Genomic DNA, 23577 nt, shown 5'->3' on the forward strand with positions numbered 1-23577 from the left:
CCGTCTGGCAGGCTTGGCGGTCGTGAGCACTGACGGTCTGATCGTGGTGGACAAGCCCGGCGGCATGACGTCGCACGACGTGGTGGCGCGGATCCGCCGGCTGGCGAAGACCCGGCGGGTGGGGCACGGCGGCACCCTCGACCCGATGGCCACCGGCGTGCTGGTGATCGGGGTGGGCCGGGCGACGCGGCTGCTCACGTACGTCATCGGCGCCGGCAAGAGCTACACGGCGACGGTCCGGCTCGGGCAGGCCACGGTCACCGACGACGCCGAGGGCGACGTGATCGCCACGACCCCGGCCGGGCAGCTCACCGACGCCTCGGTCGGCCAGGCGTTCGCCGCGCAACGCGGCGAGATCGACCAGGTGCCGAGCGCGGTCAGCGCCATCAAGATCGACGGGCAGCGGGCGTACAAGCGGGTGCGCGAGGGGGAGAGCGTCGAGCTGCCCGCCCGCCGGGTCACCATCTCCCGCCTCGACGTCCTCGCCGTACGCCGGGACACCCCCGACGTGGTGGACGTCGACATCGACGTGACCTGCTCGTCCGGGACGTACATCCGGGCCGTCGCCCGCGACGCCGGCCTGGCGCTCGGGGTGGGCGGGCACCTCACCGCGCTGCGCCGCACCGCGGTGGGGAACTTCACCCTCGCCGAGGCCGCCACCCTGGACGAGCTGGAACAGCGCGCGCCCGACGTGGTCAACCTGCCGCTCGACGCCGCCGCCGACCGGTACTTCCCGCGCCGGGACGCCAACGCCGACGAGGCGAAGGTGCTCTCCCACGGCGGGCCCCTCGACGCGGCCGGCATCGCCGGACCGTACGCCGTGTTCGGCCCCGACGGCGGCGTCATCGCTATCGTCAGCGAGCGGGACGGCCGGGCCCGCGCGGAGATCGTGCTCGCCCCGGCCTGACAGCCACGGGTGGTCGCCGGCCGGTCGTCGGCCGGCGGGGAGGAGAGACATGCAGCGGTGGCGGGGGTACGACGCGGCGCCCGGCGGGTGGGGGCGCTCGGTCGTCACCATCGGCGTCTTCGACGGCGTGCACAAGGGGCACCAGGCGACCATCGGCCACGCCGTGGCCCGGGCCCGGGAGCTGGGCGTACGGTCGGTGGTGGTCACCTTCGACCCGCACCCGGCCGAGGTGGTGCGCCCCGGCTCGCACCCCGCGGTGCTGACCGAGCCCGCCCGCAAGGCCGAACTGATCGAGGCGCTCGGCGTCGACGCGCTCTGCGTGGTGCCGTTCACCCCGGAGTTCTCCCGGCTGCCCGCCGAGGCGTTCGTGCACGACATCCTGGTCGAGCACCTGCACGCCACGCTGGTCGTGGTCGGGGACAACTTCCGCTTCGGGCACCGGGCGGCCGGTGACGTGGCCCTGCTGGAGCGGCTGGGTCGGGCCTTCGGCTTCGCCGTGGAGGGTGCGCCGCTGGTCGCCGAGGCGGGCACCGTCTTCTCCTCGACGTACATCCGCGCCTGCGTCGCCGCGGGTGACGTGGCCGCGGCGGCCGCCGCCCTCGGCCGCCCGCACCGGGTCGAGGGTGTGGTGGTCCGCGGCGACCAGCGCGGACGTGAGCTGGGTTACCCCACCGCCAACCTGTTGACCCACCGGTACACGGCGGTCCCCGCCGACGGCGTGTACGCCGCCCGGCTGATCCGTCGGGGCCATCCGGAGCCGATCGCGGCGGCCGTGTCGGTCGGCACCAACCCGACCTTCTCCGGCCGGGAGCGGCGGGTCGAGGCGTACGCGCTGGACTTCTCCGGCGACCTGTACGGCGAGCGGCTCGCCCTGGACTTCGTCGCCCACCTGCGTGAACAGCGCAAGTACGACGCGATAGAGCCGTTGCTGGCCCAGATCGCCGAGGACGTCGAGCGGACCCGCCGGGTGCTCGGTTGAGCGCGCTCCCACGGCCGCCTCGCCGCCCTTGACCGGGTGCTCGCGCCGTGGGCTGGTAGTCTGGCGGGGACGTCGGCTGACCGACGTGGGGCCTCGCGTGCCTGCACGACGCCGCGGGTGCGAGGAACCGGTCCGTCTCCCGGTCCCTGACCGGTCCGACGGACATCATCGAACAACCCACGAAACAGGGAGAACATGGCGCTCGACCAGGAAGCCAAGGCCAAGATCCGCGCGGAGTACGCGACCGCCGAGGGCGACACCGGTTCGCCGGAGGTGCAGGTCGCGGTCCTCACCAAGCGGATCGCCGAGCTCACCGAGCACCTGAAGGTGCACAAGCACGACCACCACAGCCGCCGTGGGCTGCTGCTGCTGGTCGGCCGTCGCCGTCGGCTGCTCAACTACGTCCAGAAGAAGGACATCAACCGCTACCGGTCGCTCATCGAGCGGCTCGGCCTGCGCCGATGACGTGACGGGGGAGTGGCCTGCGGCCGCTCCCCCGTTCCGGTATTAAAGAAGAAAGGGCCGCGCGACCACCCGACAGGGAGCCGGTCAGCGTACCGGTCTCCGGTAGTGGCCTCCGGGCACCCCGGCATCATGCCGGCCACCCGGGCGCTTCGATCGAAGACCGGCCGTCTGAGCAGCTCCGGTGTCGTGGGCCCACGACGCGAAGGAGCACCACAGCACATGACCGAGACCAACCTCGGCACCGAATCCCGCACCGCCGTGATCGACAACGGGTCCTTCGGCACCCGTGAGATCACGTTCTCCACCGGCCGCCTGGCCCGCCAGGCCGCCGGCTCCGTCATCGCCCAGCTCGGCGAGACGGTCGTCCTCTCCGCCACCACCGCCGGTAAGCACCCGAAGGAGCAGTTCGACTTCTTCCCGCTGACCGTCGACGTCGAGGAGCGGATGTACGCCGCGGGCCGCATCCCCGGCTCGTTCTTCCGCCGCGAGGGTCGTCCCAGCGAGGACGCCATCCTCACCTGCCGACTGATCGACCGGCCGCTGCGCCCGTCGTTCGTCAAGGGCCTGCGCAACGAGGTCCAGGTCGTCGAGACCGTCCTCGCGCTCGACCCGCAGCACCCGTACGACGTCGTGGCGATCAACGCCGCCTCGATGTCGACCAAGCTCTCCGGCCTGCCGTTCTCCGGCCCGATCGGGGCGACCCGGGTGGCGCACATCGACGGCCAGTGGGTGGCCTTCCCGACCCTGGAGGAGCTGGCCCGGGCCACCTTCGACATGGTCGTGGCCGGCCGTGCGCTGCCGGACGGCGACGTCGCGATCATGATGGTCGAGGCCGAGGCGACGCCGAACGCCGTGGCCCTGATCGCCGGTGGCGCGACCGCGCCGACCGAGGAGATCGTGGCCAGCGGCCTGGAGGCCGCCAAGCCGGCGATCCGTGAGCTGTGCCGCGCGCAGAGCGAGCTGGCCGAGGTCGCCGCCAAGCCGGTCACCGAGTTCCCGGTCTTCCTGGACTACCAGGACGACGTCTACGACGCCGTCGCCGAGCTGGCCCGCGCCGAGGTCGCCGAGGCCCTCCAGATCGCCGGCAAGGCGGACCGCGAGGAGGCCCTGGACCGGGTCAAGGCCCGCGTGCAGGAGGAGCTGAACCCGCGCTTCGAGGGCCGCGAGAAGGAGGTCAGCGCCGCATTCCGCTCGCTGACCAAGTCCGAGGTCCGCAACCGGGTGCTGCGCGAGCAGGTCCGCATCGACGGCCGCGGCCCGCGCGACATCCGGCCGCTGACCGCCGAGGTCGGCGTGCTGCCCCGGGTGCACGGCTCGGCGCTGTTCGAGCGCGGCGAGACCCAGATCCTGGGCGTCACCACGCTGAACATGCTGCGCATGGAGCAGTCGCTGGACACCCTCTCCCCGGAGAAGTCCAAGCGCTACATGCACAACTACAACTTCCCGCCCTACTCGACCGGTGAGACCGGCCGGGTCGGCTCGCCGAAGCGGCGCGAGATCGGGCACGGCGCACTCGCCGAGCGTGCGCTGATTCCGGTGCTGCCGGCGCGCGAGGAGTTCCCGTACGCCATCCGGCAGGTCTCCGAGGCGCTCGGCTCGAACGGCTCGACCTCGATGGGTTCGGTCTGCGCCTCCACCCTGGCGCTGCTCTCCGCCGGCGTGCCGCTCAAGGCCCCGGTGGCCGGCATCGCCATGGGCCTCATCTCCGACGAGGTGGACGGCAAGACCCAGTACGTGACGCTGACCGACATCCTCGGCGCCGAGGACGCGTTCGGTGACATGGACTTCAAGGTCGCCGGCACGCCGGAGTTCGTCACCGCGCTGCAGCTCGACACCAAGCTCGACGGCATCCCGTCGGACGTGCTGGCCGCCGCGCTCCAGCAGGCCAACGAGGCCCGGCAGGCCATCCTCGGCGTGATGCAGTCGGCGATCGAGGGACCGGCCGCGATGTCGGACTACGCGCCGCGGGTCACCACCGTCAAGATCCCGGTCGACAAGATCGGCATGGTGATCGGCCCGAAGGGCCAGACCATCAACGCCATCCAGGACGAGACCGGCGCCGAGATCTCCATCGAGGACGACGGCACGATCTACGTCGGCGCCACCAACGGTCCGTCGGCCCAGGCGGCGGTGGACCGGATCAACGGGATCGCGAACCCGACCCTGCCCAAGGCCGGCGAGCGGTTCCTCGGCACGGTGGTCAAGACGGCCGCGTTCGGCGCGTTCATCTCGCTGCTGCCGGGCCGTGACGGCCTGCTGCACATCTCCAAGGTGGGCGACGGCAAGCGGGTCGAGCGGGTCGAGGACTTCCTCAACGTCGGCGACAAGGTCGAGGTGGAGATCGCCGACATCGACGCCCGCGGCAAGATCTACCTGGACAAGGTCCGCCCGGAGGGCGCCGAGGCGCCGGCCGCCGGCGAGGCCGCCGGTGGCGAGCGTCCGGCCGGCCGTGGCGGCGACCGGGGTCCGCGTGACCGTGGCGACCGGGGCGAGCGTGGCGGCGACCGGGGTGCTCGTGCCCCGGAGCGTGGCGAGCGCAGCCAGGGCGGCGGCGAGGGTGGCGAGGGCGGCGAGCAGCGCCCGCGTCGCCGGACCCGGCACAGCTGATCGGTGACCGGCCGGGTGACGACGTGGTCGTCACCCGGCCGGTTCGTATCCCGCACCACTTCATCCCCTCGTCGTATGGAGAGCAGGTCTTCGTGAGTCGGGCCCGGCGTTCGTCCTTTCCCACGGGTCGACAGGGGACGGGGCCGTCCGGCGCCGTCCGGCACGTCACCGGGTCACAGCCGGGGCGGGCCGGTGGATCCGCCCGAGCGGTCACCCGTACGTTGAGTGACGACCCGCTCGGCGGCACGGTACGCCGTACCGTGCTGCCCAGCGGGTTGCGCGTGCTGACCGAGGCGATCCCGGCGATGCGCAGCGTCTCGTTCGGCATCTGGGTGGCGGTCGGCTCCCGGGACGAGACCGGTCCGCAGGCCGGTGCCGCGCACTTCCTGGAGCACCTGCTCTTCAAGGGCACGAACAAGCGCAGCGCGTTGGAGATCTCCTCCGAGATCGAGGCGGTGGGCGGCGAGACCAACGCCTTCACCACCAAGGAATACACCTGCTACTACGCCCGCGTGCTGGACGAGGACCTGCCGCTGGCCATCGACGTCATGTGCGACCTGGTCGCCGACTCGGTGCTGGAAGCCGCCGACGTGGAGACCGAGCGCGGCGTCATCCTCGAAGAGATCGCCATGCACGACGACGAGCCCGGCGACGAGGTGCACGACCTCTTCGCCCGCGCGGTCTACGGCGACCACCCGCTCGGCCGGCTGATCTCCGGCACCGAGGAGACGGTCACCCCGATGACCCGGCGGCAGATCCAGAGCTTCTACCGCCGCCGCTACACCGCCCCGCAGATCGTCGTCGCGGCCGCCGGCAACCTCGACCACACCGCCGTGGTCAAGCTGGTCCGCCAGGCCCTGCGCGGCACCCCGCTGGACACCGACCCGGCGACGCCGGCCGCGCACCGCCCGGCCACCCCGACGGTACGCACGAAGCCGGCCACCACCCTGGTCGAGCCGAAGGAGACCGAGCAGGCACACGTCATCCTCGGCTGCCCCGGCATCGACCGCACCGACGACCGGCGCTTCGCCCTCGGCGTGCTCAACAACGTCCTCGGCGGCGGCATGTCGAGCCGCCTGTTCCAGGAGATCCGCGAGCAGCGCGGTCTCGCGTACTCGGTCTACTCCTACGCCAGCCAGTACGCCGACAGCGGCCTGTTCGCCGTCTACGCCGGCTGCGCGCCGGGCAAGGTGGACGAGGTGCTGAACCTGACCCGCGCGGAGCTGGCCCGGGTGGCCGCCGACGGGATCACCGAGGCCGAGCTGGCCCGCGGCAAGGGGATGAGCAAGGGTTCGTTCGTGCTCGGGCTGGAGGACACCGGCTCGCGGATGAGCCGACTGGCCAAGGGCGAGTTGCTCTACGGCGACCTGATGCCGGTGGACGAGCTGCTCGCCCGGGTCGACGCGGTCACCCTCGACGACGTCAACTCCCTCGCCGCCGAGCTGCTCAGCCGGCCGATGTCCCTCGCGGTGGTCGGCCCGTTCGGCGAGCGGGACTTCGCCGCCTGACCGGTGCCTCCCCTCCCGGTCCGCCTGCCGTCGTGGCGCCGGCGGACCGTGGCGACGGGGCGACGTCGGTTGGTGGGACGGCGGGTGATCCCGGCGGATGAGGGCGTCCCGATTGGGATAGGTTGTGCCCCGTGACTGACGAGCAGGAGAAGGGCCTGGACGAGCCGATCCGGGTCGGCGTGCTGGGTGCCCGGGGCCGGATGGGCGTCGAGGTGTGCAAGGCGGTCGACGCGGCCGGGGACATGGACCTGGTGGCGATGGTCGACCAGGGCGACTGGCTGTTCAACGCCTCCGACGCCGGCGCCGAGGTGGTCGTCGACTTCACCACGCCGGACGTCGTCATGGACAACCTGCACTGGTGCATCGACCAGGGCATCAGCGCGGTGGTCGGGACGACCGGCTTCACCGAGCAGCGGATCGAGCGGGTGCGTGGCTGGCTGGAGCGCAAGCCCGGCGTCGGCGTGGTGATCGCCCCCAACTTCGGCATCGGCGCGGTGCTGATGATGCAGTTCGCCGCGAAGGCCGCCCGGCACTTCGAGAGCGTCGAGATCATCGAGCAGCACCACCCGCGCAAGCTGGACGCCCCCAGCGGCACCGCCACGCACACGGCCCGCCGCATCGCCGCCGCGCGCGCCGCCGCCGGCCTCGGGCCCGTCCCGGACGCCACCTCCGACGAGGTGCCGGGCGCGCGGGGCGCCGACATCGACGGGGTACGCGTGCACGCCGTCCGCGCCACCGGCCTGGTCGCCCACCAGGAGGTGCTCTTCGGCACCGCCGGCGAGACGCTGACCATCCGGCACGACTCGTTCGACCGGGCCTCGTTCATGCCCGGCGTGCTGCTGGCCGTGCGCGCGGTGCGGCACCGTCCGGGCCTCACCATCGGCATCGACGAGCTGCTGGACTGAGCCGCCGTCGCCCTGCTCGCCCCTGGTGGCGCTGCTGTCGGTGACGCTGCTCGCGTCGGTCGGTCGGTGCTGCGTCGGCCGGGCTACTCCCGTCGTGGGACTGGTCGCGCCGTCGCTCTGCCTGCCGGCTGTCGCGGTCGCCGGAAGCGGTGGCCCATGTCTGTGCGCTACCGACTTGATCGCACGGATGGATCGGTCGGCGAGGGCGTTTCCCGGGCGCTGATCCATCGATGCGATCAGGTCGGTAGCGTCCAGCCACATACCGGTTAGCCGGCGCGGTTGCCTGCGGGTTGCCGGCGCGGATGGCCCGCAGGCTGTTGACGCTGGGGGCGACGCTCAGCGCCTTGCACCGGACCGGGCGACCGGCGGAGCGGATCGCGCTGCTGTCGGTCGAGCCTGCCGATGCGACCGGCGGAGCGGATCGCGCTGCTGTCGGTCGAGCCTGCCGGTAGGTGGCGGTGCCTGCGACGGTGACGTCCGCCGCAACGGCGACCACTCGTGGTCGACGCAGCAGTGCCACCGATGCGTGCGCCCGGCACGACCGGCGTCGTCAGCGCGGGTCGGCGCAGCCGGTGTCGACGGCCGGTGCCGCCGGTGGCGCGGGCGGCGGAAAGAGGTCGTCGCCCGACGAAGCCGGGTCTAGGCTCGTCTCCATGATCGATTCTGGGCTGCGCGACCGGGCGGGCCGACACGTCACACTGCGGCCGGTCGACGACGACAACTGGCGGGCCGTAGCCGACGTAGCTCCCCGCGACGACCAGCGGGTCCACGTGGCCGCCCTGGCGGCCCGCTACCTGGTGCTGACCATGCGCTCCGACGTCTGGACATCGCTCGCGGTGTACGCCGACGAGACCGTGGTCGGCCACGTCATGTGGGGCGTGGACGACGACGGCTCACGCTGGATCGGCGGCATGGTGATCGACGCGAGCGAGCAGGACCGGGGGATCGGCCGGGCGGCCGTGCGTACCCTCGCCGACTGGCTCGCCGCGCAGGACGGCGGCCACCCGGTCCGGCTGTCGTACCACCCGGACAACGCCCCGGCCGCCGCCCTCTACCGCTCGATCGGCTTCACCCCCACGGGCGCGATGGAGGACGACGAGGTGGTCGCCGAACTCCGCCGCGACTGACCCGTCCGGCCCTCGGGTCAGTCCTGTGCGAGCACCGACAGGACGTTGCCGGCGGGGTCGGTGAACCAGGCGATGTCCGGGCCGTTGCCGCGCATGATCCCCTTCTCGTCCTGCGGCATCCCCTCGTAGCGCGCGAACCGCACCCCTCGCGCGGTCAGCTCGTCCACCGCCCGCTCGACGTCCTCGACCGGGAAGTTGAGCACCGTGTACGTCGCCGGCGCGTGGTCGGCCTTCGGATAGACCAGCACCGGCCGGTCGCCGGCGAGGTGCAGGGTCAGCATCCCGCCCATCGCGTCGTCCCGCGACACCCGCAGGCCGAGCGTCTCGGTGTAGAACTGCTGCGCCCGGTCGGTGTCGTCCACCGAGAACCCGCTGAACGCCTTCGTGTCCCTGAACATGTGCTCTCCTCACGTCGAATGTGGTCGGACAGGATCAGTGCGAGACGGCCCCGGTCGGTTGGGGCTCGCCGGCCCGCTCCGCGCCGGCCGGCGCGTACGGCGGCACGGACCGGAACGCGACCACGGCCACCGCGCCCAGCCCGCCCACCAGGACCGCCGCGGCCGTGGCGGTCAGGATCAACCCGTCGGTGTAGGCGGCCCGGGCCGCGTCGAGCAGGGCGACGCCGCCGGGCAGCTCACCGGCGACCTCGACCGCCCTGGCCAGTCCGTCGCGGGCCCGCTCGGACGCCTCGGCGGTCAGGCCGGCGGGGAGCGTGCGGGCCAGCTCGTCCCGGTAGACGGCGGCGCTCAGGCTGCCCAGGGTGGCCACCCCCAGCGCGATGCCGAACTCCCCGAAGGTCTCCGACGTCGACGCGGCCGAGCCGGCCCGCTCGGGCGGGACGGACCCGACGATGAGGTCGGTGATCAGGGCGGACGGCAGGGCCATCCCGGCCGAGGCGAGGACCAGGGCGACCAGCACCACCAGTTGCGCGCCGGGGTCGTCCGCCCCGTTGAGCAGCAGGAAACCGGCGGCGGTCACCACCTGCCCGACGGCCATCACGTGACCGGGTCGGAACCGGCGGGCCAGCAACGGGGCGAGCATGGTGGCCCCGATCATCACCACCGCCTGCGGTACGAGCAACAGCCCGGCGCGCAGCGGGGAGAGCCCCTCGACCAGCTGCAGCCACTGGTTGACCAGCAGGAAGATCCCACCCATCGCCATCCCGTTCAGCAGGAAGATCAGCAGCGCGACGGTGAAGGAGCGGGTGGCGAAGAGCCGGACGTCCAGCAGCGGATCGGCCAGCCGGCGCTGCCGCCGGACGAAGAGCGCGCCGACGAGCCCGCCGGCCACGATGGCCAGGGCGGGCAGTGGCCGCCCGCCGTGCCGGGCCAGCTCCTTGAGGCCGTAGATCACCGGCAGGATCGCGCCGAGCGACAGCGCGACGCTGACCAGGTCGAGCCGGCCCGGCTGCGGGGCGCGGTACTCCGGGAGCAGGATCGGCGCGACGACCAGCAGCAGCACCATCACCGGCACGCCCAGCAGGAAGGCCGAGCCCCACCAGAAGTGCGCCAGCAGCACCCCGCCGATCACCGGTCCGACCGCCATGCCGCCCATGAAGCACGACATCCACACCCCGATCGCCATCGCCCGCTGGGCCGGCACCCGGAACATGTTGCTGATCAGCGCGAGGGTGGAGGGCATCAGGGTGGCCCCGGCGACGCCGAGCAGCGCCCGCGCGAGGATCAGCGTCGCCGGGTTCGGCGCGTACGCGGCGGCCACCGAGACCACGGCGAAGGCGGTGGCCCCGATCAGCAGCAGCCGCCGCCGGCCCACCCGGTCGCCTAGCGTGCCCATGGTGACCAGGAACCCGGCGATGAGGAACCCGTAGGAGTCGGTGATCCAGAGCTGCTGGGTGCTGTCCGCGCCGAGGTCGGTGCTCAGCCGGGGCAGGGCCAGGTAGAGCACGCTGAGGTCGAGGGCCAGCAGCAGGGTGGGCAGCGCCAGCACGGCGAGCCCGGTCCACTCCCGTCGCCCGGCGCCGGCCCGCGGCATGGTCTGGGCGGTCATCTCACTCCTTAACGAGGCCTACCGGGGTGGACGACACGGGGAGCCCGAAATCATCGGTGCGGGCCCGGCGACATGCCCGGCGGCCGGCTCGGCGGGAGCGGAGACGATCAGGCGGCGAGGCGGGTCGGCAGCCCGAACAGGGGGAAGAGCCGGGGTTCGAGGAAGTGGACGAACCCGGTGATCCGTCCGTCGGCGATCGTCAGCACCTGGACGGAGAACGCGCGGTGCCCACCGGCCGGGTCGGGCCGGTACTGCGCCAGGGCCGGGCCGCCGTTGGCCGTCACCCCGACCAGCCGCGAGCCCCGGCAGCCGGCTCCCGGCCCGCGCAGCCACCGGCCGATGTCGGCCGCGCCGCGCAGCCACATCGCGTACGGCGGCATGCTGTGCACGGCGTCCTCGCGCAGCAGACCCACCAGGGCGTCGATGTCGTAGCGCTCGAAGACCCGCACGTAGCGGTCGAGCAGGTCGAGGTGCGCGCGGTCCAGCACCGGGGTCGGGGCGGTGGCGTCCCGCCCGCCCATGGTGGCCCGGGCCCGTTGCAGCGCGCTGTTGACCGCCGCGACGGTGGCGTCGAGCAGCGCGGCGATCTCGTCGGCGTGCCAGCCCAGCACGTCGCGCAGGATCAGCACGGCCCGCTGCCGGGGCGGCAGGTGCTGCAGCGCGGCGACGAAGGCCAGCCGGACCGACTCGCGGGCCACCGCCACCTCGGCCGGGTCGCCGGGGGCGGGCAGCACGGCCGTGTCCGGGGCCGGCTCCAGCCACTCACCGGCCGGCACACCGAGCGCCGCGGCCACCGGGGCGGACGGGGCGCCGAGGTCCGTCGGCAGGGGACGGCGTTCCCGCCCGCGCAGCGCGTCCAGGCAGACGTTGGTGGCGATCCGGTAGATCCAGGTGCGCAGGCTGGCCCGCCCGTCGAACCGGTCCAGGCCGCGCCAGGCGCGCAGCATGGTCTCCTGCACCGCGTCCTCGGCGTCGAAGATGGAGCCGAGCATCCGGTAGGCGAAGCCGGTCAGCTCGACGCGGAACTGCTCCAGGTCGGTGGCCGTACTCGCCGTGGCCGTGGTCATGGGGCCACCGTAGGCCCCACCTGTGACACCGCGCACCGACGCCACGCGCGCTGCGGCGTCGTCAGTCGGTGGCGACCGGCTCGGTGGGGACCGCGACGTGCAGGCGGAGCTGGGGGACCAGCATGTCGTCCACGTCCAGGGCCCGGGCCGCGCCGTCCGGCTCCCAGCCGGTGCTGGTGAGGAACTTCCGGGTCGCCTCGTCACCGTCGAACGCCCAGGCCACGGCCCGGGAGAAGCCGTCGGCCCGCCAGTGCTCCACCATCGCCGACAGCAGCCGGCTGCCGTGCCCGCGCCGGCCCCAGCGCGGCTCGACCAGCAGGTCGGTCACCGCCACCACGCCGTCGGCCAGGGACTCGGCCGGCTCCTGCGGCGCGAGCGCCTCGGCGTCCGCCGGACCGGAGGCGGCGAACCCCACCAGATAGGATTGCTCGGCCTGTTCGACGGCGACCAGCACCCGGTGCGCGCCCGAGGGCGGCTCCTGCACCGCCGCGCTCCACCGCCGGGCCAGGTACGCCTCGTCCAGGTTGTCGAGCACGTGCCGGGGCAGGATGCGGCGATAGGCGACCCGCCAGGTCGCGAGCTGGATTCGTGCGATTTCGCCGGCGTCCTCGGGACGCGCCGGGCGGACGTACCCCAGAGCCATGGGACGCAAGCCTACGCAGGGCGGGGGAGATGACGGTGGCGCAGGGTGCCAGGAGGACGGCCGCCCAGGTCGTCGGGGTGGTCGTGCTCGCCGTCGCGGTGGCCGCCTTCCTCTCCGTGGCGGCCGTGCGGCACGGCTTCTTCGACCTGAAGGTCTACTACGGCGCGCTGGACTTCTGGGTCCACGACGGTGGCGAGATCTACGACTACCTCAAGCCCGGCACCCAGTACGGCTTTACCTACCCGCCGTTCGCGGCGCTGGTCATGCTGCCGATGGCGTACCTGCCGTGGCCGGCGGCGATCACGGTGAGCGTGGCCGCCAGCGTGGTGGTCAGCACGGTGCTGATCTGGTGGCTGCTCGACCCGGTCTCCCGGCGGGCCGGCTGGACCCGCTGGTTCGCCCTGGCGGTGGCGCTCTGCCTGGCCGCCGCGTACGAGCCGATGCGCGAGACGGTGAACTTCGGCCAGGTCAACATGCTGCTGCTCTTCCTGGTCGCGGTGGACCTGCTGCGGCTGCTGCCGGCGGGCAACCGGTGGGCCGGGGTGGGCATCGGCCTGGCCACCGCGATCAAGTTGACCCCGGGCGTCTTCATCGTCTACCTGCTGGTCACCCGGCGCTGGCGGGCCGCGTTCACCTCGATGGCCGCCGCCACGGTCGCCACCCTGGTCGCCGCCGCGCTCTTCCCGGACGCCTCCCGCGAGTTCTGGACCTCGGCGCTGTGGAACACCGGCCGGGTCGGCGAGTTGGCCTTCGTCTCCAACCAGTCGCTGCGGGGCGTGGTGGCCCGGCTGGACCCCGAACACCCGAGCACCCTGGCCTGGCTGGTGCTGGTCCTGGCCACCCTGGCCCTCTGGGCGTGGCGCTGCCGGGCGGCGGCGGCCGTCGGCGACCAGGCCACCGGGCTGGCGCTGACCGGCGCCCTGATGTGCCTGGTCAGCCCGGTGACCTGGGTGCACCACCTGGTCTGGCTGATCCCCGGGCTGATCCTGCTGGTCGACAACGCGGTGGCTGCGCCGGCGGGCAGCCCGCGCCGCCGGGCGCTGGCCGGATTCGCGGTGGTGGCGTACGGACTGCTGTGCAGCCGGATCGTGTGGGGCTGGGAGAAGGACTTCACCGGTCTCGACGGTTTCCTGGGCAGCAACACCTACGTCTGGATCAGCCTGGCGCTGCTGGTGCTGTTGCCGATCCGGCGTCCGGCGGCGCCGACCGGGCACCCGGGGCCCGGGCGCGCCGGGCCGACCGGGTCAGCCGTCGAGCCGGCCGACGTACCGCAGTTCGTCGAGGTGGACCGGGGGACGCCCGCCGGCGAGCGGCACCGGGTAGGTGGAGCGCTGCCCGTCGGCTGACAGGCCGGCCCGCTCGTAGAAGCGGCGGGCCCGCGCGTTGTCCGCCAGCACCCAGAGCCGGTACTCCCGCCAGCCCCGGACCGCCAGGCCGTCGAGGGCGGCGGCGAGCAGGGCCCGCGCGGTGCCGTCACCCCAGTGCGCCGGCTCCACGTACATCGCCAGCATCTCGCCGTACGCCGGGTCCAGGTCGTCGCGGTCCTGGTCGTTGCGGTACGGCCCGAACGTGGTGAACCCCGCCGGCACCCCGTCGACCTCGGCCAGCAGGGTGGTGAACGGGTGTTCCGGGTCGGCCGTGCCGAGGTCCCGCCGGCGCTGCGCCCACGCCAGCGGGTTGAGCCGGCGCAGCACCTCGTCCGGCATGATCCCGGCGTAGCCGGCCTGCCAACCGTGGATGTGGACCCGGGCGATCGCCTCGGCGTCCTCCGGCTCTTCGCGGCGGATGGTCAGCATGTGTCCGTTGTATGCCCGCCCGGGCGTAGCGTCCAGTGTCCGCTCCGTACGACGGCTCCAGCTCGGCGGGTCCGACGCCGCGCCCTGACCTGAAGCCGTCGGTCGTACCCCTGGTCTAGGGTCCTTCGACGATGGCCGCACCGGAATCGCTCTCCCTCGCCCAGGCCCGGCGGGTGGCGCTCGCCGCCCAGGGCTTCGCCGACCCGGCGCCCGCCGGCGTGCCCACCCGGCGGCACCTGCGCCGGGTGCTGGACCGGGTCGGCCTGATCCAGATGGATTCGGTCAACGTCCTGCAGCGGGCGCACTACCTGCCCCTCTACAGCCGGCTCGGGCCCTACCCGACCGCCCTGCTGGACACCGCCGCCTACCGGCGCCCCCAGGAGCTGTTCGAGTACTGGGGCCACGAGGCGTCGCTGGTGCCGGTCGGGCTGCACGCGGCGCTGCGCTGGCGGATGGCCCGGGCCCGCACCCACGCCTGGGGCGGCATGCGGCGGATCGCCGAGGAGCAGCCGGAGCTGGTCGCCTGGGTGCGCGACGAGGTGGCCGCCCGGGGGCCGCTCACCGCCGCCGAGATCGAGCACGACGCGCCCCGGGAGACCGGCAACTGGGGCTGGAACTGGTCGGCGGTCAAACGGGCGCTGGAGTTCCTCTTCTGGGCCGGCGAGGTGGCCGCCGCCGAGCGCACCACCTCGTTCGCCCGCCGCTACGACCTGCCCGAGCGGGTGCTGCCGGCGGCGGCCCTTCACGCGCCCACCCCGACCGACGCCGAGGCGTACCGCACGCTGGTGTCGGTGGCCGCCCGCTGCCTCGGGGTGGCCGCCGAGGCGGAGCTGCGCGACTACTTCCGGCTGCCGCTGGCCGGGGCCCGGCAGGCGATCGCCGAGCTGGTCGAGGCGGGGGAGCTGCGGCCCGTCGCCGTGCAGGGCTGGCGGCAGCCGGCCTGGCTGCATGCCGCCGCGCGGCTGCCCCGACGGGTCCGGGCCGCCACCCTGGTCAGCCCCTTCGACCCGCTGGTCTGGGAACGGGCCCGCACCGAGCGGCTCTTCGACTTCACCTACCGGATCGAGATCTACGTGCCCGCCCCGCAGCGGGTGCACGGCTACTACGTGCTGCCGTTCCTGCACGGGGAGCGGTTCGTCGCCCGGGTCGACCTCAAGGCCGACCGCCGGGCCGGGGTGCTGCTGGTGCCGGCGGCCTGGCGGGAGCCGGGTGTCGACGAGGGGGAGACCGCCGTGGCGCTCGCCGCCGAGCTGCACCGGCTCGCCGGCTGGCTCGGCCTCGACGCGGTGGCCCCGCCGGCCGTCGGGGACCTCGCCGCCCCGCTGGCCGCCGCGCTGAAGGGCGTGGCCGGTGTACCGTGAGCGCGTGACGAGCGTGGACGGGCCGGCCGGGACGGGCCGGCAGGCACAGGATGCCGACGGGTCGCAGGTCGGGACGGCCGTGGCGGGCCCCCAGCCGTCGTCGGAGGGGCCGGTGGCCTGGCCGCCGCCCGGGGCGTACCCCCAGGTCGAGCCGGACCGGCTGACCCGGTTCGTGCTGCGGGTGCACGAGCGCGCCCCCCGCTGGGCGGTGCCGCTGGCCGCCCTCGGCTGCGTCGGCATGGGCGTGGCGTACGCGCTGGTCAGCGACCCGACCCGGAGCGCGCCCGACGCCGCCCCGAGCTGTCTGCTCAAGCTCACCACCGGGCTGGACTGCCCGGGCTGCGGCGGCACCCGTGCCCTCTGGTACGTGCTGCACGCCGACCTGCCGGCCGCCGCCCGGCACCACTTCGTCTTCGTCTTCGCGCTGCCCTTCCTGGCGTACCTCTTCGTCGCCTGGGCGGGTAAGCAGGCGTTCGGCTGGCGCCTGCCCGAGCTGCGGATCAGCTCCCCGATGATCGGCGGCTTCCTCGCCGTCTGGTTCGCCTTCTCGGTGGCCCGCAACCTGCCCTGGGCGCCCTTCACGTCGCTCTACGTCTGACCCGGTCACCGCTGGGAGATCTTGGACACGTGCCGGCCCCGGGCGGCGGCACATGTCCACGATTCGCAGCTCATGCACCCTTTCCGCCCCGCGAGCCCAAGTTTCGCGGCAGGCGCTGCGGCCACTACAGTCGCAGGAATGTTGGTGCAGCCCCAGGTCAAGCTGATCGCGTGGACCCAGTTCCAGGCCCCGGACGACGTGCCGTGGCAGACCGACGCCGAGGGCGGCCAGGCCCTCGCCGAGTTCGCCGGTCGGGCCTGCTACCAGAGCTGGAAGAAGCCGAACCCGGCGACCGCCACCAACGCCGGCTACCTGGCGCACATCCTGGAGGTCGGGCACCTGTCGGTGCTGGAGCACGGCTCGGTCAGCTTCTACTTCACCGGCGTCTCCCGCTCCTTCACCCACGAGCTGATCCGGCACCGGCACTTCTCCTACTCGCAGCTCTCCCAGCGCTACGTCCCGGAGCGGGACGCCGCGATGGTCGAGCCCGCGGTGATCGCCGAGGACCCGGAGCTGCACAAGAAGTTCGTCGAGGCAGCCGAGGCGAGCGTCCGGGCGTACACCGAGCTGCTGGAGGGGCTGGAGCAGCGCTTCGCCGACGAGCCCAACCCGACGCTGCGGCGCAAGCAGGCCCGGCAGGCGGCCCGGGCGGTGCTGCCCAACGCCACCGAGACGCGGATCGTGGTCACCGGCAACTACCGCGCCTGGCGGCACTTCATCGCCATGCGCGCCACCGAGCACGCCGACGTGGAGATCCGTGAGCTGGCGGTGGAGTGCCTGCGCCAGCTCCAGCAGGTCGCCCCGAACGTCTTCAACGACTTCGTCGTCACCACCCTGCCCGACGGCACCGAGGTGGCGAGCAGCCCGCACGCCGAGTGGTCCTGAGCCCTTCCCCACCGGCCCTCCGGTGGTCGTCCGCTAGGTTGTGAACATGACGCACGACCACCCTGCCGCCCCCGACCGGGGCGTGTCGCGCCCGTTCGGGCGACTGATCACGGCCATGGTGACCCCGTTCGCCGCCGACGGGTCCCTCGACCTCGACGGCGCGGTACGCCTCGCCGCCCACCTCGTCGACGAGCAGGGCAACGACGCGCTGGTGCTCAACGGCACCACCGGCGAGTCGCCGACCACCACGGACGCGGAGAAGGAGGCCCTGATCCGGGCCGTCGCGGAGACGGTCGGCGACCGGGCCAGGATCCTCGCCGGGGTGGGCACCAACGACACCCGGCACACCATCGAGCTGGCCGTGTCGGCCGAGAAGGCCGGCGCGCACGGCCTGCTGGTGGTCACCCCGTACTACAACAAGCCGCCGCAGAGCGGCCTGCTGCGCCACTTCACCGCGGTCGCCGACGCCACCGGGCTGCCGGTCATGCTCTACGACATCCCGCACCGGGCCGGCACGGAGATCGCCACCGAGACCCTGGTGCGGCTCGCCGAGCACGGCCGGATCGTCGCGGTGAAGGACGCCAAGGGTGACCTGACCGCCACCAGTTGGGTGACCAGCCGCAGCGACCTGGCCTTCTACAGCGGCGAGGACGCGCTCACCCTGCCCGCCCTGGCGGTGGGCTCGGTCGGCGTGGTGGGCACCTCGACGCACTTCACCGGCGTGGGCACCAAGCAGCTGATCGAGGCGTACGAGGCGGGCGACCACGCCACCGCGCTGGCCCTGCACCGGAGGCTGCTGCCGCTGTACACCGGGATCTTCCGTACCCAGGGCGTGATCCTGGTGAAGGCGGGCCTGGCGGCCAAGGGCCTGCCGGCCGGCCCGGTGCGCCCGCCGCTGGTGGATGCCACCACCGACGAGATCGCCCAGCTGCGCGCCGACTGCGCGGCGGCGGGCGTGGACCTTCCCTGATGACCGTACGACACGACGGACGCCCGACGGCGTCGCAGAATGAGGTGGACGCGTGACCGAGGCGCACTTCGAGGGTGAGTTGCCCCCGCCGCTGCCGGAGGGCGGCCTGCGGATCATCCCGCTCGGCGGGCTCGGCGCCATCGGTCGGAACATGACCGTCTTCGAGTACGACGGCAAGCTGCTCATCGTCGACTGCGGGGTGCTCTTCCCCGACGTCGAGCAGCCCGGTGTGGACCTGATCCTGCCCGACTTCGGTCCGATCCTGGACCGGCTGGGCGACGTCCAGGCCATCGTGCTCACCCACGGCCACGAGGACCACATCGGCGCGGTGCCGTACCTGCTGGCCCACAAGCCCGACATCCCGCTGGTCGGGTCCCAGTTCACCCTGGCGCTGGTCGAGGCGAAGCTGGCCGAGCGGCGGATCCAGCCGTACACGCTGACCGTGCGGGAGGGCGGCCGGGAGCGGCTGGGCCCGTTCGAGTGCGAGTTCTTCGCGGTGAACCACTCGATCCCGGACGCCCTCGCGGTGGCCATCCGCACCCCGGCCGGCCTGGTGCTGCACACCGGCGACTTCAAGATGGACCAGCTCCCGCTGGACGGCCGGATCACCGACCTGGCCGGCTTCGCCCGGCTCGGCGCCGAGGGCGTGGACCTGCTGCTGTCGGACTCCACCAACGCGGAGATCCCCGGCTTCGTCACCCCGGAGAAGGAGATCGGGCCGGTCCTCGACTCGATCTTCGCGAAGGCCAAGGGGCGGATCATCGTCGCCTCGTTCGCCTCGCACGTGCACCGGGTGCAGCAGGTCTTCGACTCGGCGATCGAGCACGGCCGCAAGGTGGCGCTGATCGGCCGGTCGATGGTCCGCAACATGGGCATCGCCCGCGACCTCGGCCTGCTCAACATCCCGCCCGGCCTGGTCGTCGGGCTGGAGGAGGCCACCACCCTGCCGCCCGAGCAGATCGTGCTGATGTCGACCGGTTCGCAGGGCGAGCCGATGAGCGCGCTGGGCCGGATGGCCAGCGGCGACCACCGGCACATCACCATCGCGCCGGGCGACACGGTGGTGCTGGCCAGCTCGCTGGTGCCCGGCAACGAGACCTCGGTCTACCGGGTGATCAACCGGCTGGCCCGGGCCGGCGCGGTGGTCGTGCACAAGGACGTGGCGAAGGTGCACGTCTCCGGCCACGCCCCCGCCGGTGAGCTGCTCTACCTGCTCAACGTGGTCCGCCCGAGCAACCTGATGCCGGTGCACGGCGAGTGGCGGCACCTGCGCGCGCACGCGCGGCTCGGCATCGAGTCCGGCGTCGCGCCGGACCGGGTGGTGCTCTGCGAGGACGGCGACGTGGTCGACCTGGTCGAGGGGCGCGCCAGCCTGGTCGGGCACGTGAAGAGCCGCTACGTCTACGTCGACGGCCTCGCCGTCGGTGACGTCAGCGAGTCGCTGCTCACCGAGCGTCGCATCCTCGGCGACGGCGGCTTCATCGCCACCACCGTGGTGGTCGACTCGGTCACCGGCAAGGTGGTCGGCGGGCCGACCGTCTCGGCGAAGGGCTTCTCCGAGGACCCGGAGGCGTTCAACCCGGTGATCCCGCTGGTCACCGAGGCGCTCAACCGGGCCGCCGCGGACGGCATCACCGACCCGCACCAGCTCCAGCAGATCGTCCGGCGCACCGTCGGGCGCTGGGTCAACGACGCGTACCGCCGGCGTCCGATGATCGTCCCCACGGTCGTCGAGGTCTGATCCCACCGGCTCCGCGACGCCGGTCCACCGTCTTCGGTGGACCGGCGTCGCCGTGTCCGGTACGTGATCACTCGGACACGCTGAGCTGAATAGTCCGGTTCGGGTTCAACCGATCGGCCATCGTCTCCGTACTCCGTTCCGGCAGGCGCACCCAGGCGTCGGCCGGGAGGAGCATGGCGGATGGACCGCAGACGGATGACAGCCATCGGTGTCGTGGTGGCGGCGGCGGGATTGACGGCGGCGGTGACCCTGCCGTCGTTCGCCGGCGAGAACGCCACCCCGACAGCCGCTGGACCGGCTGGGACGAAGGCCACCGGCGGGGTGGCCCCCGAGGTGGTGGACGCGATGAGCCGCGACCTGCGGCTAAGCCGCGAGCAGGCGGTGCGGCGGCTGACCGCCGAGCGGCAGGCCACCGACACCCTCGGCCGGCTCCGCGCCCAACTCGGCGCCGACTACGGCGGCGCCTGGCTGAGCGCCGACGGCGCGACGCTGACCGTCGCGGTGGCCGACCCGGCCGAGGCGGCGAAGGTCGAGGCAGCCGGCGCGGTGCCGAAGCAGGTGCAGCGCGGCGTGAGCGAGCTGGACGCGGTGAAGAGCCGGCTCGACTCCGCCGGCCGGCAGGCCACCCCGGACATCGCCGGCTGGTACGTCGACGTCGCCACCAACTCGGTGGTGGTGCTCGCCCAGCCCGGCGCCGAGGAGCGCAGCCGCCGGTGGGCCGCCGCGAGCGGGGCGCCGGCCGCCGCGGTCCGGGTGATCACGTCCCGGGAGCAGCCGCGTCCGCTCTTCGACGTCCGGGGCGGCGACGCCTTCCTCATCAACGGCGCCGGCCGCTGCTCGGTCGGCTTCTCCGTGGTGGGCGGATTCGTCACCGCCGGACACTGTGGCCAGACCGGGGCCCGTACCACCGGCGGCAACCAGGTCGCCCAGGGCACCTTCGCCGCGTCCTCGTTCCCGGGCGACGACTGGGCGTTCGTGCGCACCAACAACCAGTGGACGCCGCAGGGCGTGGTGAACGACTTCAACGGCGCGCTGCTGCCGGTGAACGGCTCGACCGAGGCACCCGTCGGCGCCTCGATCTGCCGCTCCGGCTCCACCACCGGCACCCGCTGCGGCGTCGTCCAGGCCAAGAACGCCACCGTCAACTACCCGGAGGGGACGGTCACCGGGCTCACCCGCACCAACGTCTGCGCCGAGCCGGGTGACTCCGGCGGCTCCTGGCTCTCCGGCGACCAGGCGCAGGGCGTCACCTCCGGCGGGTCGGGCAACTGCACCGTCGGCGGCACCACCTTCTTCCAGCCGGTCAACGAGATCCTCCAGCGCAACAACCTGACCCTGGTCACCGCGAACGGGCAGGCCGCCCCGGCCGACCCGCCGGCCGGCGGCAACGCCACCCAGCCGCCGGCGAACGCCGAGCCGGAGGCCCCGCCGGCCGCCGGTGACACCGCCTGCACCGGCGACGTCCGCCGCACCGGCACCCTCACCGCCGGTCGGTCCCAGGCCCAGCCGGACGGTCGCTTCTACGTGGCTCAGGCCGGCGGGCAGAGCGCCTGCCTGGAGACTTCCGACGGCGCCCAGTTGGTGCTGGAGCTCCAGCGCTTCAGCGGCGGCGCGTTCCGGACCGTCGCCCGCGCCGCCACCGTCGACGGTGTGGCGAAGCTGACGGCCGACGGAGCGGCCGGGGCGTACCGCTACCGGGTCACCGCACTGAGCGGCTCCGCCGAGTACACCCTCGCGTTCTCGGCGAACTGACCGGTGGGCGGCCGTCCCGGCCGTCCACCACCACCGGCGACCTGCCGGTGCGCGGACCGCGGCCCCTGACCACCACCGCCCGGTGGTCGGGGGCCGCGCCGCGTTCGGGTACCCCTCAGGGCAGGGCGGCGACCGCCTCGGCGTACGCGACGCCGGTGGCGACCGTCGCGTCGACCAGCACGCCGAGCTGCGCCAGGGCCACCCCGTGCTCCAGGTCGGTGGTCACGTCGCCGGCCAGCACCAGCTCGCCGCCGCCCAGGTCGTGCACGTACGCCTTCGGCAGCAGGCGGTCGTGGTTCCAGGCGTTGCAGAAGGCGTACGCCTCGGTCAGCCGCGCCGCGGGCAGCCGGCGGGCCGCCACCACCCGGGCGTGCAGGATCTCCCCGCGCTTGCCCACCTGCCGGAACTGGATCACCGCCTCGTTCCAACGGCCGACCACCACGCCGCCGGCGTCCACCGCGTAGACGTCGCCCCGGCGGTCCAGCACCGACGTGATCATCGACAGGCTGAGCGGGGCCGGCTCGTCGGCCGCCGGCACGAAGGGCGGCTCGTCCTCCGCCGGGTCGCCGTCGTCGTCCGGCAGCGGCACCGGCTGGCCGACCGGCCGCTCGGCCAGCCAGGAGGCGATCCGGCCGGACTGGTGCCCGGTGCCGTTGCGGGCGTCGAAGCTGCCGGCCAGCCCGGTGGCGAGGGCCAGCAGGTCGGTGCCGAGGGTGTCCACGTCCACCTCGGCCGCCGGACGGCTGCCGTGCGCCGGGCGGTGGATCCGTCGCCCGCCCAGCCCCGCCTCGGCGGCCAGGACGCACACCAGCGCCCCGGCGGCGGCGAACTCCATCGCGGCGAGGTCGTCGTACGGGTGGTCCAGCCGGGGCAGCTGCTCGGCGAGCACGTCCAACCCTCGCCCGGGATGCCCGGCCAGGGCGCAGAAGCGCAGGTGCGCGGCGAGGTGGCCGAAGGCGGCCCGTTCCCGCCGGTGTCGCCGGTACGCCCGCACGTGCGCCTGCCCGGCCCGCTCCGGCTCCCCGGCCCGCAACCAGGGCAGCAGCCCCACCGCGAGGGCCCGCTCCGGCTGGTCGGTGCAGTCCACCGCGCCGTCGAGGACCGGGCGCAGCGTCTCCCGTGCCGCCGCGTCGTCGCCCCACCCGGCGAGCAGTTCCGCCCGGCGGGCCGGCAGGCAGCCGGGGCAGCCGGCCGTCGGGTCGGGCTCGGCGGCGGCCCAGGCGTCGTGCCAGCGGCGGGCGGTCGGCTCGTCGCCGAGGTGGTCGGCGAGCCGGCAGCGCAGCTGGGCGACCAGCCCGCTGCTCTCGCCGGCCCGGCGGGCCAAATCGTCGAGGAGGGCACGGGCGGTGTCCAGGCCCACCCGAGGGGTGCCGATCGCCGCCTCGACCGCGTACCGCTGGTGCCGGCGCAGCAGCTCCGCGTCGCCGGGGCGTTCCGTCAGCAGTTCGGGGCAGCGGTCGACGGTGGCGAGGCAGCGGCGCACCGGTTCGGCCAGCCGCCACCGCTCCCCGTGCAGCAGGTACGCCTCGACCAGCGCGAAGCGGGCGTCCAGTGCGGACCGTGCGTCGCCGAGCGCGTCGGCCCGGGCAGCGATCCGGTCCAGCTCGGCGAAGCGGGCCTCACCGTCCGGCATGTCCCGCGCGTCGGCCAGCGCCGCCACCAGCTCGGGCGCCGGGGCGCCCCGCAGCCGGCGGTCGGCGTCCCCGGCGTGGCCGGTCACCGGGTCGTCCCGCCGGGGAGCCGGCCGACGGCGGCGGCGAGCTGGCAGCCGGTGGAGATGCCGCAGTCGATGAGCTGGTCGAGCTGGTGCGGGGTGACTCCGCGTTCCAGGTCGGTGATGACCTCGCCGCAGACCCGGGCCACGCCGTCGTCGTCGACGTGCACGAACGCCTTCGGCCAGAGGCGGTCGTGGTTCCAGGAGTTGCAGAAGGCGTAGAGCGCGGGGACGTACTCGATGCCGAAGGCCGGGGCCGCCATCGTGCGGACCTGGAGCAGCTCTCCGGCCTCGCCGGGGCGGAGGAACCAGATCAGGTTGTCGTCCCAGCGGCCCACCAGGTCGCCGTCGTCGTCGGTCGAGTAGGCGTAGCCCCGGTTGTCCAGCACGGCGGCGACCAGATCGCGGGTCAACGGCCGCAGGGCCTGCGGGTGTCCGGCCAGGGGGTCCGGACCGTCCTCGAAAGCAGGCGACGCCATCGGGCATCCCTTCCTGAGGCGAATAACACGTCTGTGGGCGCGGTCCGTGCTGCGACACACGGACAC

20 protein-coding genes and 1 pseudogene are annotated in these 23577 nt (G+C 73.7%); 14 read left to right on the plus strand and 7 right to left on the minus strand.

Features of this window, described 5'->3' with window-relative positions; all coding sequences use genetic code 11:
• Window positions 1-22: 22 nt before the first annotated feature.
• The 7 genes from truB (at window position 23) to ACPFP2_RS23205 (ending at window position 8498) form a co-directional block, all read left to right on the plus strand.
• Window positions 23-907 (plus strand): tRNA pseudouridine(55) synthase TruB, encoded by an 885-nt coding sequence (truB, locus tag ACPFP2_RS23175; RefSeq protein ID WP_424091345.1) that lies wholly within the window; start codon window positions 23-25, stop codon window positions 905-907.
• 49 nt (window positions 908-956) lie between these two features.
• Window positions 957-1886: a bifunctional riboflavin kinase/FAD synthetase gene (locus ACPFP2_RS23180; RefSeq protein WP_424091346.1), complete on the plus strand. Its 930-nt coding sequence runs from the start codon at window positions 957-959 to the stop codon at window positions 1884-1886.
• A gap of 195 nt (window positions 1887-2081) precedes the next feature.
• Entirely contained in the window at window positions 2082-2351 is a 270-nt protein-coding gene (gene rpsO, locus ACPFP2_RS23185; RefSeq protein WP_043962418.1) for a 30S ribosomal protein S15, read from the plus strand.
• Window positions 2352-2570: 219 nt separating this feature from the next.
• Complete coding sequence (locus ACPFP2_RS23190; RefSeq protein ID WP_424091349.1) at window positions 2571-4958, plus strand: polyribonucleotide nucleotidyltransferase; 2388 nt, start codon at window positions 2571-2573, stop codon at window positions 4956-4958.
• Window positions 4959-5179: 221 nt separating this feature from the next.
• A complete protein-coding gene (locus ACPFP2_RS23195) occupies window positions 5180-6466 on the plus strand; it encodes a M16 family metallopeptidase (RefSeq protein ID WP_424091351.1) in 1287 nt (428 codons plus the stop codon).
• A gap of 131 nt (window positions 6467-6597) precedes the next feature.
• Window positions 6598-7371 carry a 4-hydroxy-tetrahydrodipicolinate reductase gene (gene dapB / locus ACPFP2_RS23200; protein ID WP_424091353.1) on the plus strand — a complete coding sequence of 258 codons (774 nt, stop codon included), beginning with the start codon at window positions 6598-6600 and terminating at the stop codon, window positions 7369-7371.
• A 653-nt stretch (window positions 7372-8024) separates the two neighbouring features.
• Window positions 8025-8498 carry a GNAT family N-acetyltransferase gene (locus ACPFP2_RS23205; protein WP_424091354.1) on the plus strand — a complete coding sequence of 158 codons (474 nt, stop codon included), beginning with the start codon at window positions 8025-8027 and terminating at the stop codon, window positions 8496-8498.
• A gap of 17 nt (window positions 8499-8515) precedes the next feature.
• Here the strand turns inward: ACPFP2_RS23205 and ACPFP2_RS23210 are convergent, their stop codons facing one another.
• The 4 genes from ACPFP2_RS23210 to ACPFP2_RS23225 form a co-directional block, all read right to left on the minus strand.
• Entirely contained in the window at window positions 8516-8896 is a 381-nt protein-coding gene (locus ACPFP2_RS23210) for a VOC family protein (protein WP_424091357.1), read from the minus strand.
• Window positions 8897-8930: 34 nt separating this feature from the next.
• Window positions 8931-10505, minus strand: a complete 1575-nt coding sequence (locus tag ACPFP2_RS23215; RefSeq protein ID WP_424091359.1) for an MFS transporter — start codon at window positions 10503-10505, stop codon at window positions 8931-8933.
• Window positions 10506-10612: 107 nt separating this feature from the next.
• Window positions 10613-11572, minus strand: a complete 960-nt coding sequence (locus ACPFP2_RS23220) for a sigma-70 family RNA polymerase sigma factor (protein ID WP_424091361.1) — start codon at window positions 11570-11572, stop codon at window positions 10613-10615.
• A 61-nt stretch (window positions 11573-11633) separates the two neighbouring features.
• Entirely contained in the window at window positions 11634-12215 is a 582-nt protein-coding gene (locus ACPFP2_RS23225; RefSeq protein ID WP_424091362.1) for an N-acetyltransferase family protein, read from the minus strand.
• Between the two features lie 35 nt (window positions 12216-12250).
• Between ACPFP2_RS23225 and ACPFP2_RS23230 the strand changes: the two genes are divergently transcribed.
• Window positions 12251-13561 (plus strand): glycosyltransferase family 87 protein, encoded by a 1311-nt coding sequence (locus tag ACPFP2_RS23230; protein ID WP_424091364.1) that lies wholly within the window; start codon window positions 12251-12253, stop codon window positions 13559-13561.
• Here ACPFP2_RS23230 and ACPFP2_RS23235 read toward each other — a convergent pair.
• The gene (locus ACPFP2_RS23235) at window positions 13460-14011 is read right to left on the minus strand and encodes an N-acetyltransferase family protein (protein WP_424091366.1); all 552 of its coding nucleotides are present in this window, start codon (window positions 14009-14011) and stop codon (window positions 13460-13462) included. The genes ACPFP2_RS23230 and ACPFP2_RS23235 overlap by 102 nt on opposite strands.
• 131 nt (window positions 14012-14142) lie before the next feature.
• On the opposite strand from ACPFP2_RS23235, the gene ACPFP2_RS23240 reads away from it, so the two are divergent.
• From ACPFP2_RS23240 to ACPFP2_RS23265, 6 genes are all read left to right on the plus strand, one after another.
• Complete coding sequence (locus tag ACPFP2_RS23240; protein WP_424091368.1) at window positions 14143-15372, plus strand: winged helix-turn-helix domain-containing protein; 1230 nt, start codon at window positions 14143-14145, stop codon at window positions 15370-15372.
• 4 nt (window positions 15373-15376) lie between these two features.
• Entirely contained in the window at window positions 15377-15970 is a 594-nt protein-coding gene (locus ACPFP2_RS23245) for a DUF2752 domain-containing protein (protein WP_424091370.1), read from the plus strand.
• Window positions 15971-16111: 141 nt separating this feature from the next.
• On the plus strand, window positions 16112-16855 hold the full coding sequence (thyX, locus tag ACPFP2_RS23250; protein ID WP_424091416.1) for an FAD-dependent thymidylate synthase: 744 nt from the start codon (window positions 16112-16114) through the stop codon (window positions 16853-16855).
• Window positions 16856-16901: 46 nt separating this feature from the next.
• Window positions 16902-17825, plus strand: a complete 924-nt coding sequence (dapA, locus tag ACPFP2_RS23255) for a 4-hydroxy-tetrahydrodipicolinate synthase (RefSeq protein ID WP_424091372.1) — start codon at window positions 16902-16904, stop codon at window positions 17823-17825.
• A gap of 52 nt (window positions 17826-17877) precedes the next feature.
• Complete coding sequence (locus ACPFP2_RS23260) at window positions 17878-19566, plus strand: ribonuclease J (protein WP_424091374.1); 1689 nt, start codon at window positions 17878-17880, stop codon at window positions 19564-19566.
• 180 nt (window positions 19567-19746) lie between these two features.
• The gene (locus tag ACPFP2_RS23265) at window positions 19747-21318 is read left to right on the plus strand and encodes a S1 family peptidase (protein WP_424091376.1); all 1572 of its coding nucleotides are present in this window, start codon (window positions 19747-19749) and stop codon (window positions 21316-21318) included.
• A gap of 115 nt (window positions 21319-21433) precedes the next feature.
• On the opposite strand, the pseudogene ACPFP2_RS23270 reads toward ACPFP2_RS23265, so the two are convergent.
• Window positions 21434-23060 (minus strand): annotated as a pseudogene (locus tag ACPFP2_RS23270) (YbjN domain-containing protein); the annotation flags it as partial.
• Window positions 23035-23511 (minus strand): YbjN domain-containing protein, encoded by a 477-nt coding sequence (locus tag ACPFP2_RS23275; RefSeq protein ID WP_424091378.1) that lies wholly within the window; start codon window positions 23509-23511, stop codon window positions 23035-23037. The gene ACPFP2_RS23275 and the pseudogene ACPFP2_RS23270, both read right to left, overlap by 26 nt.
• Window positions 23512-23577: the final 66 nt, after the last annotated feature.

This window comes from Micromonospora citrea, from assembly GCF_049629545.1.
Lineage (GTDB): Bacteria > Actinomycetota > Actinomycetes > Mycobacteriales > Micromonosporaceae > Micromonospora > Micromonospora citrea_A.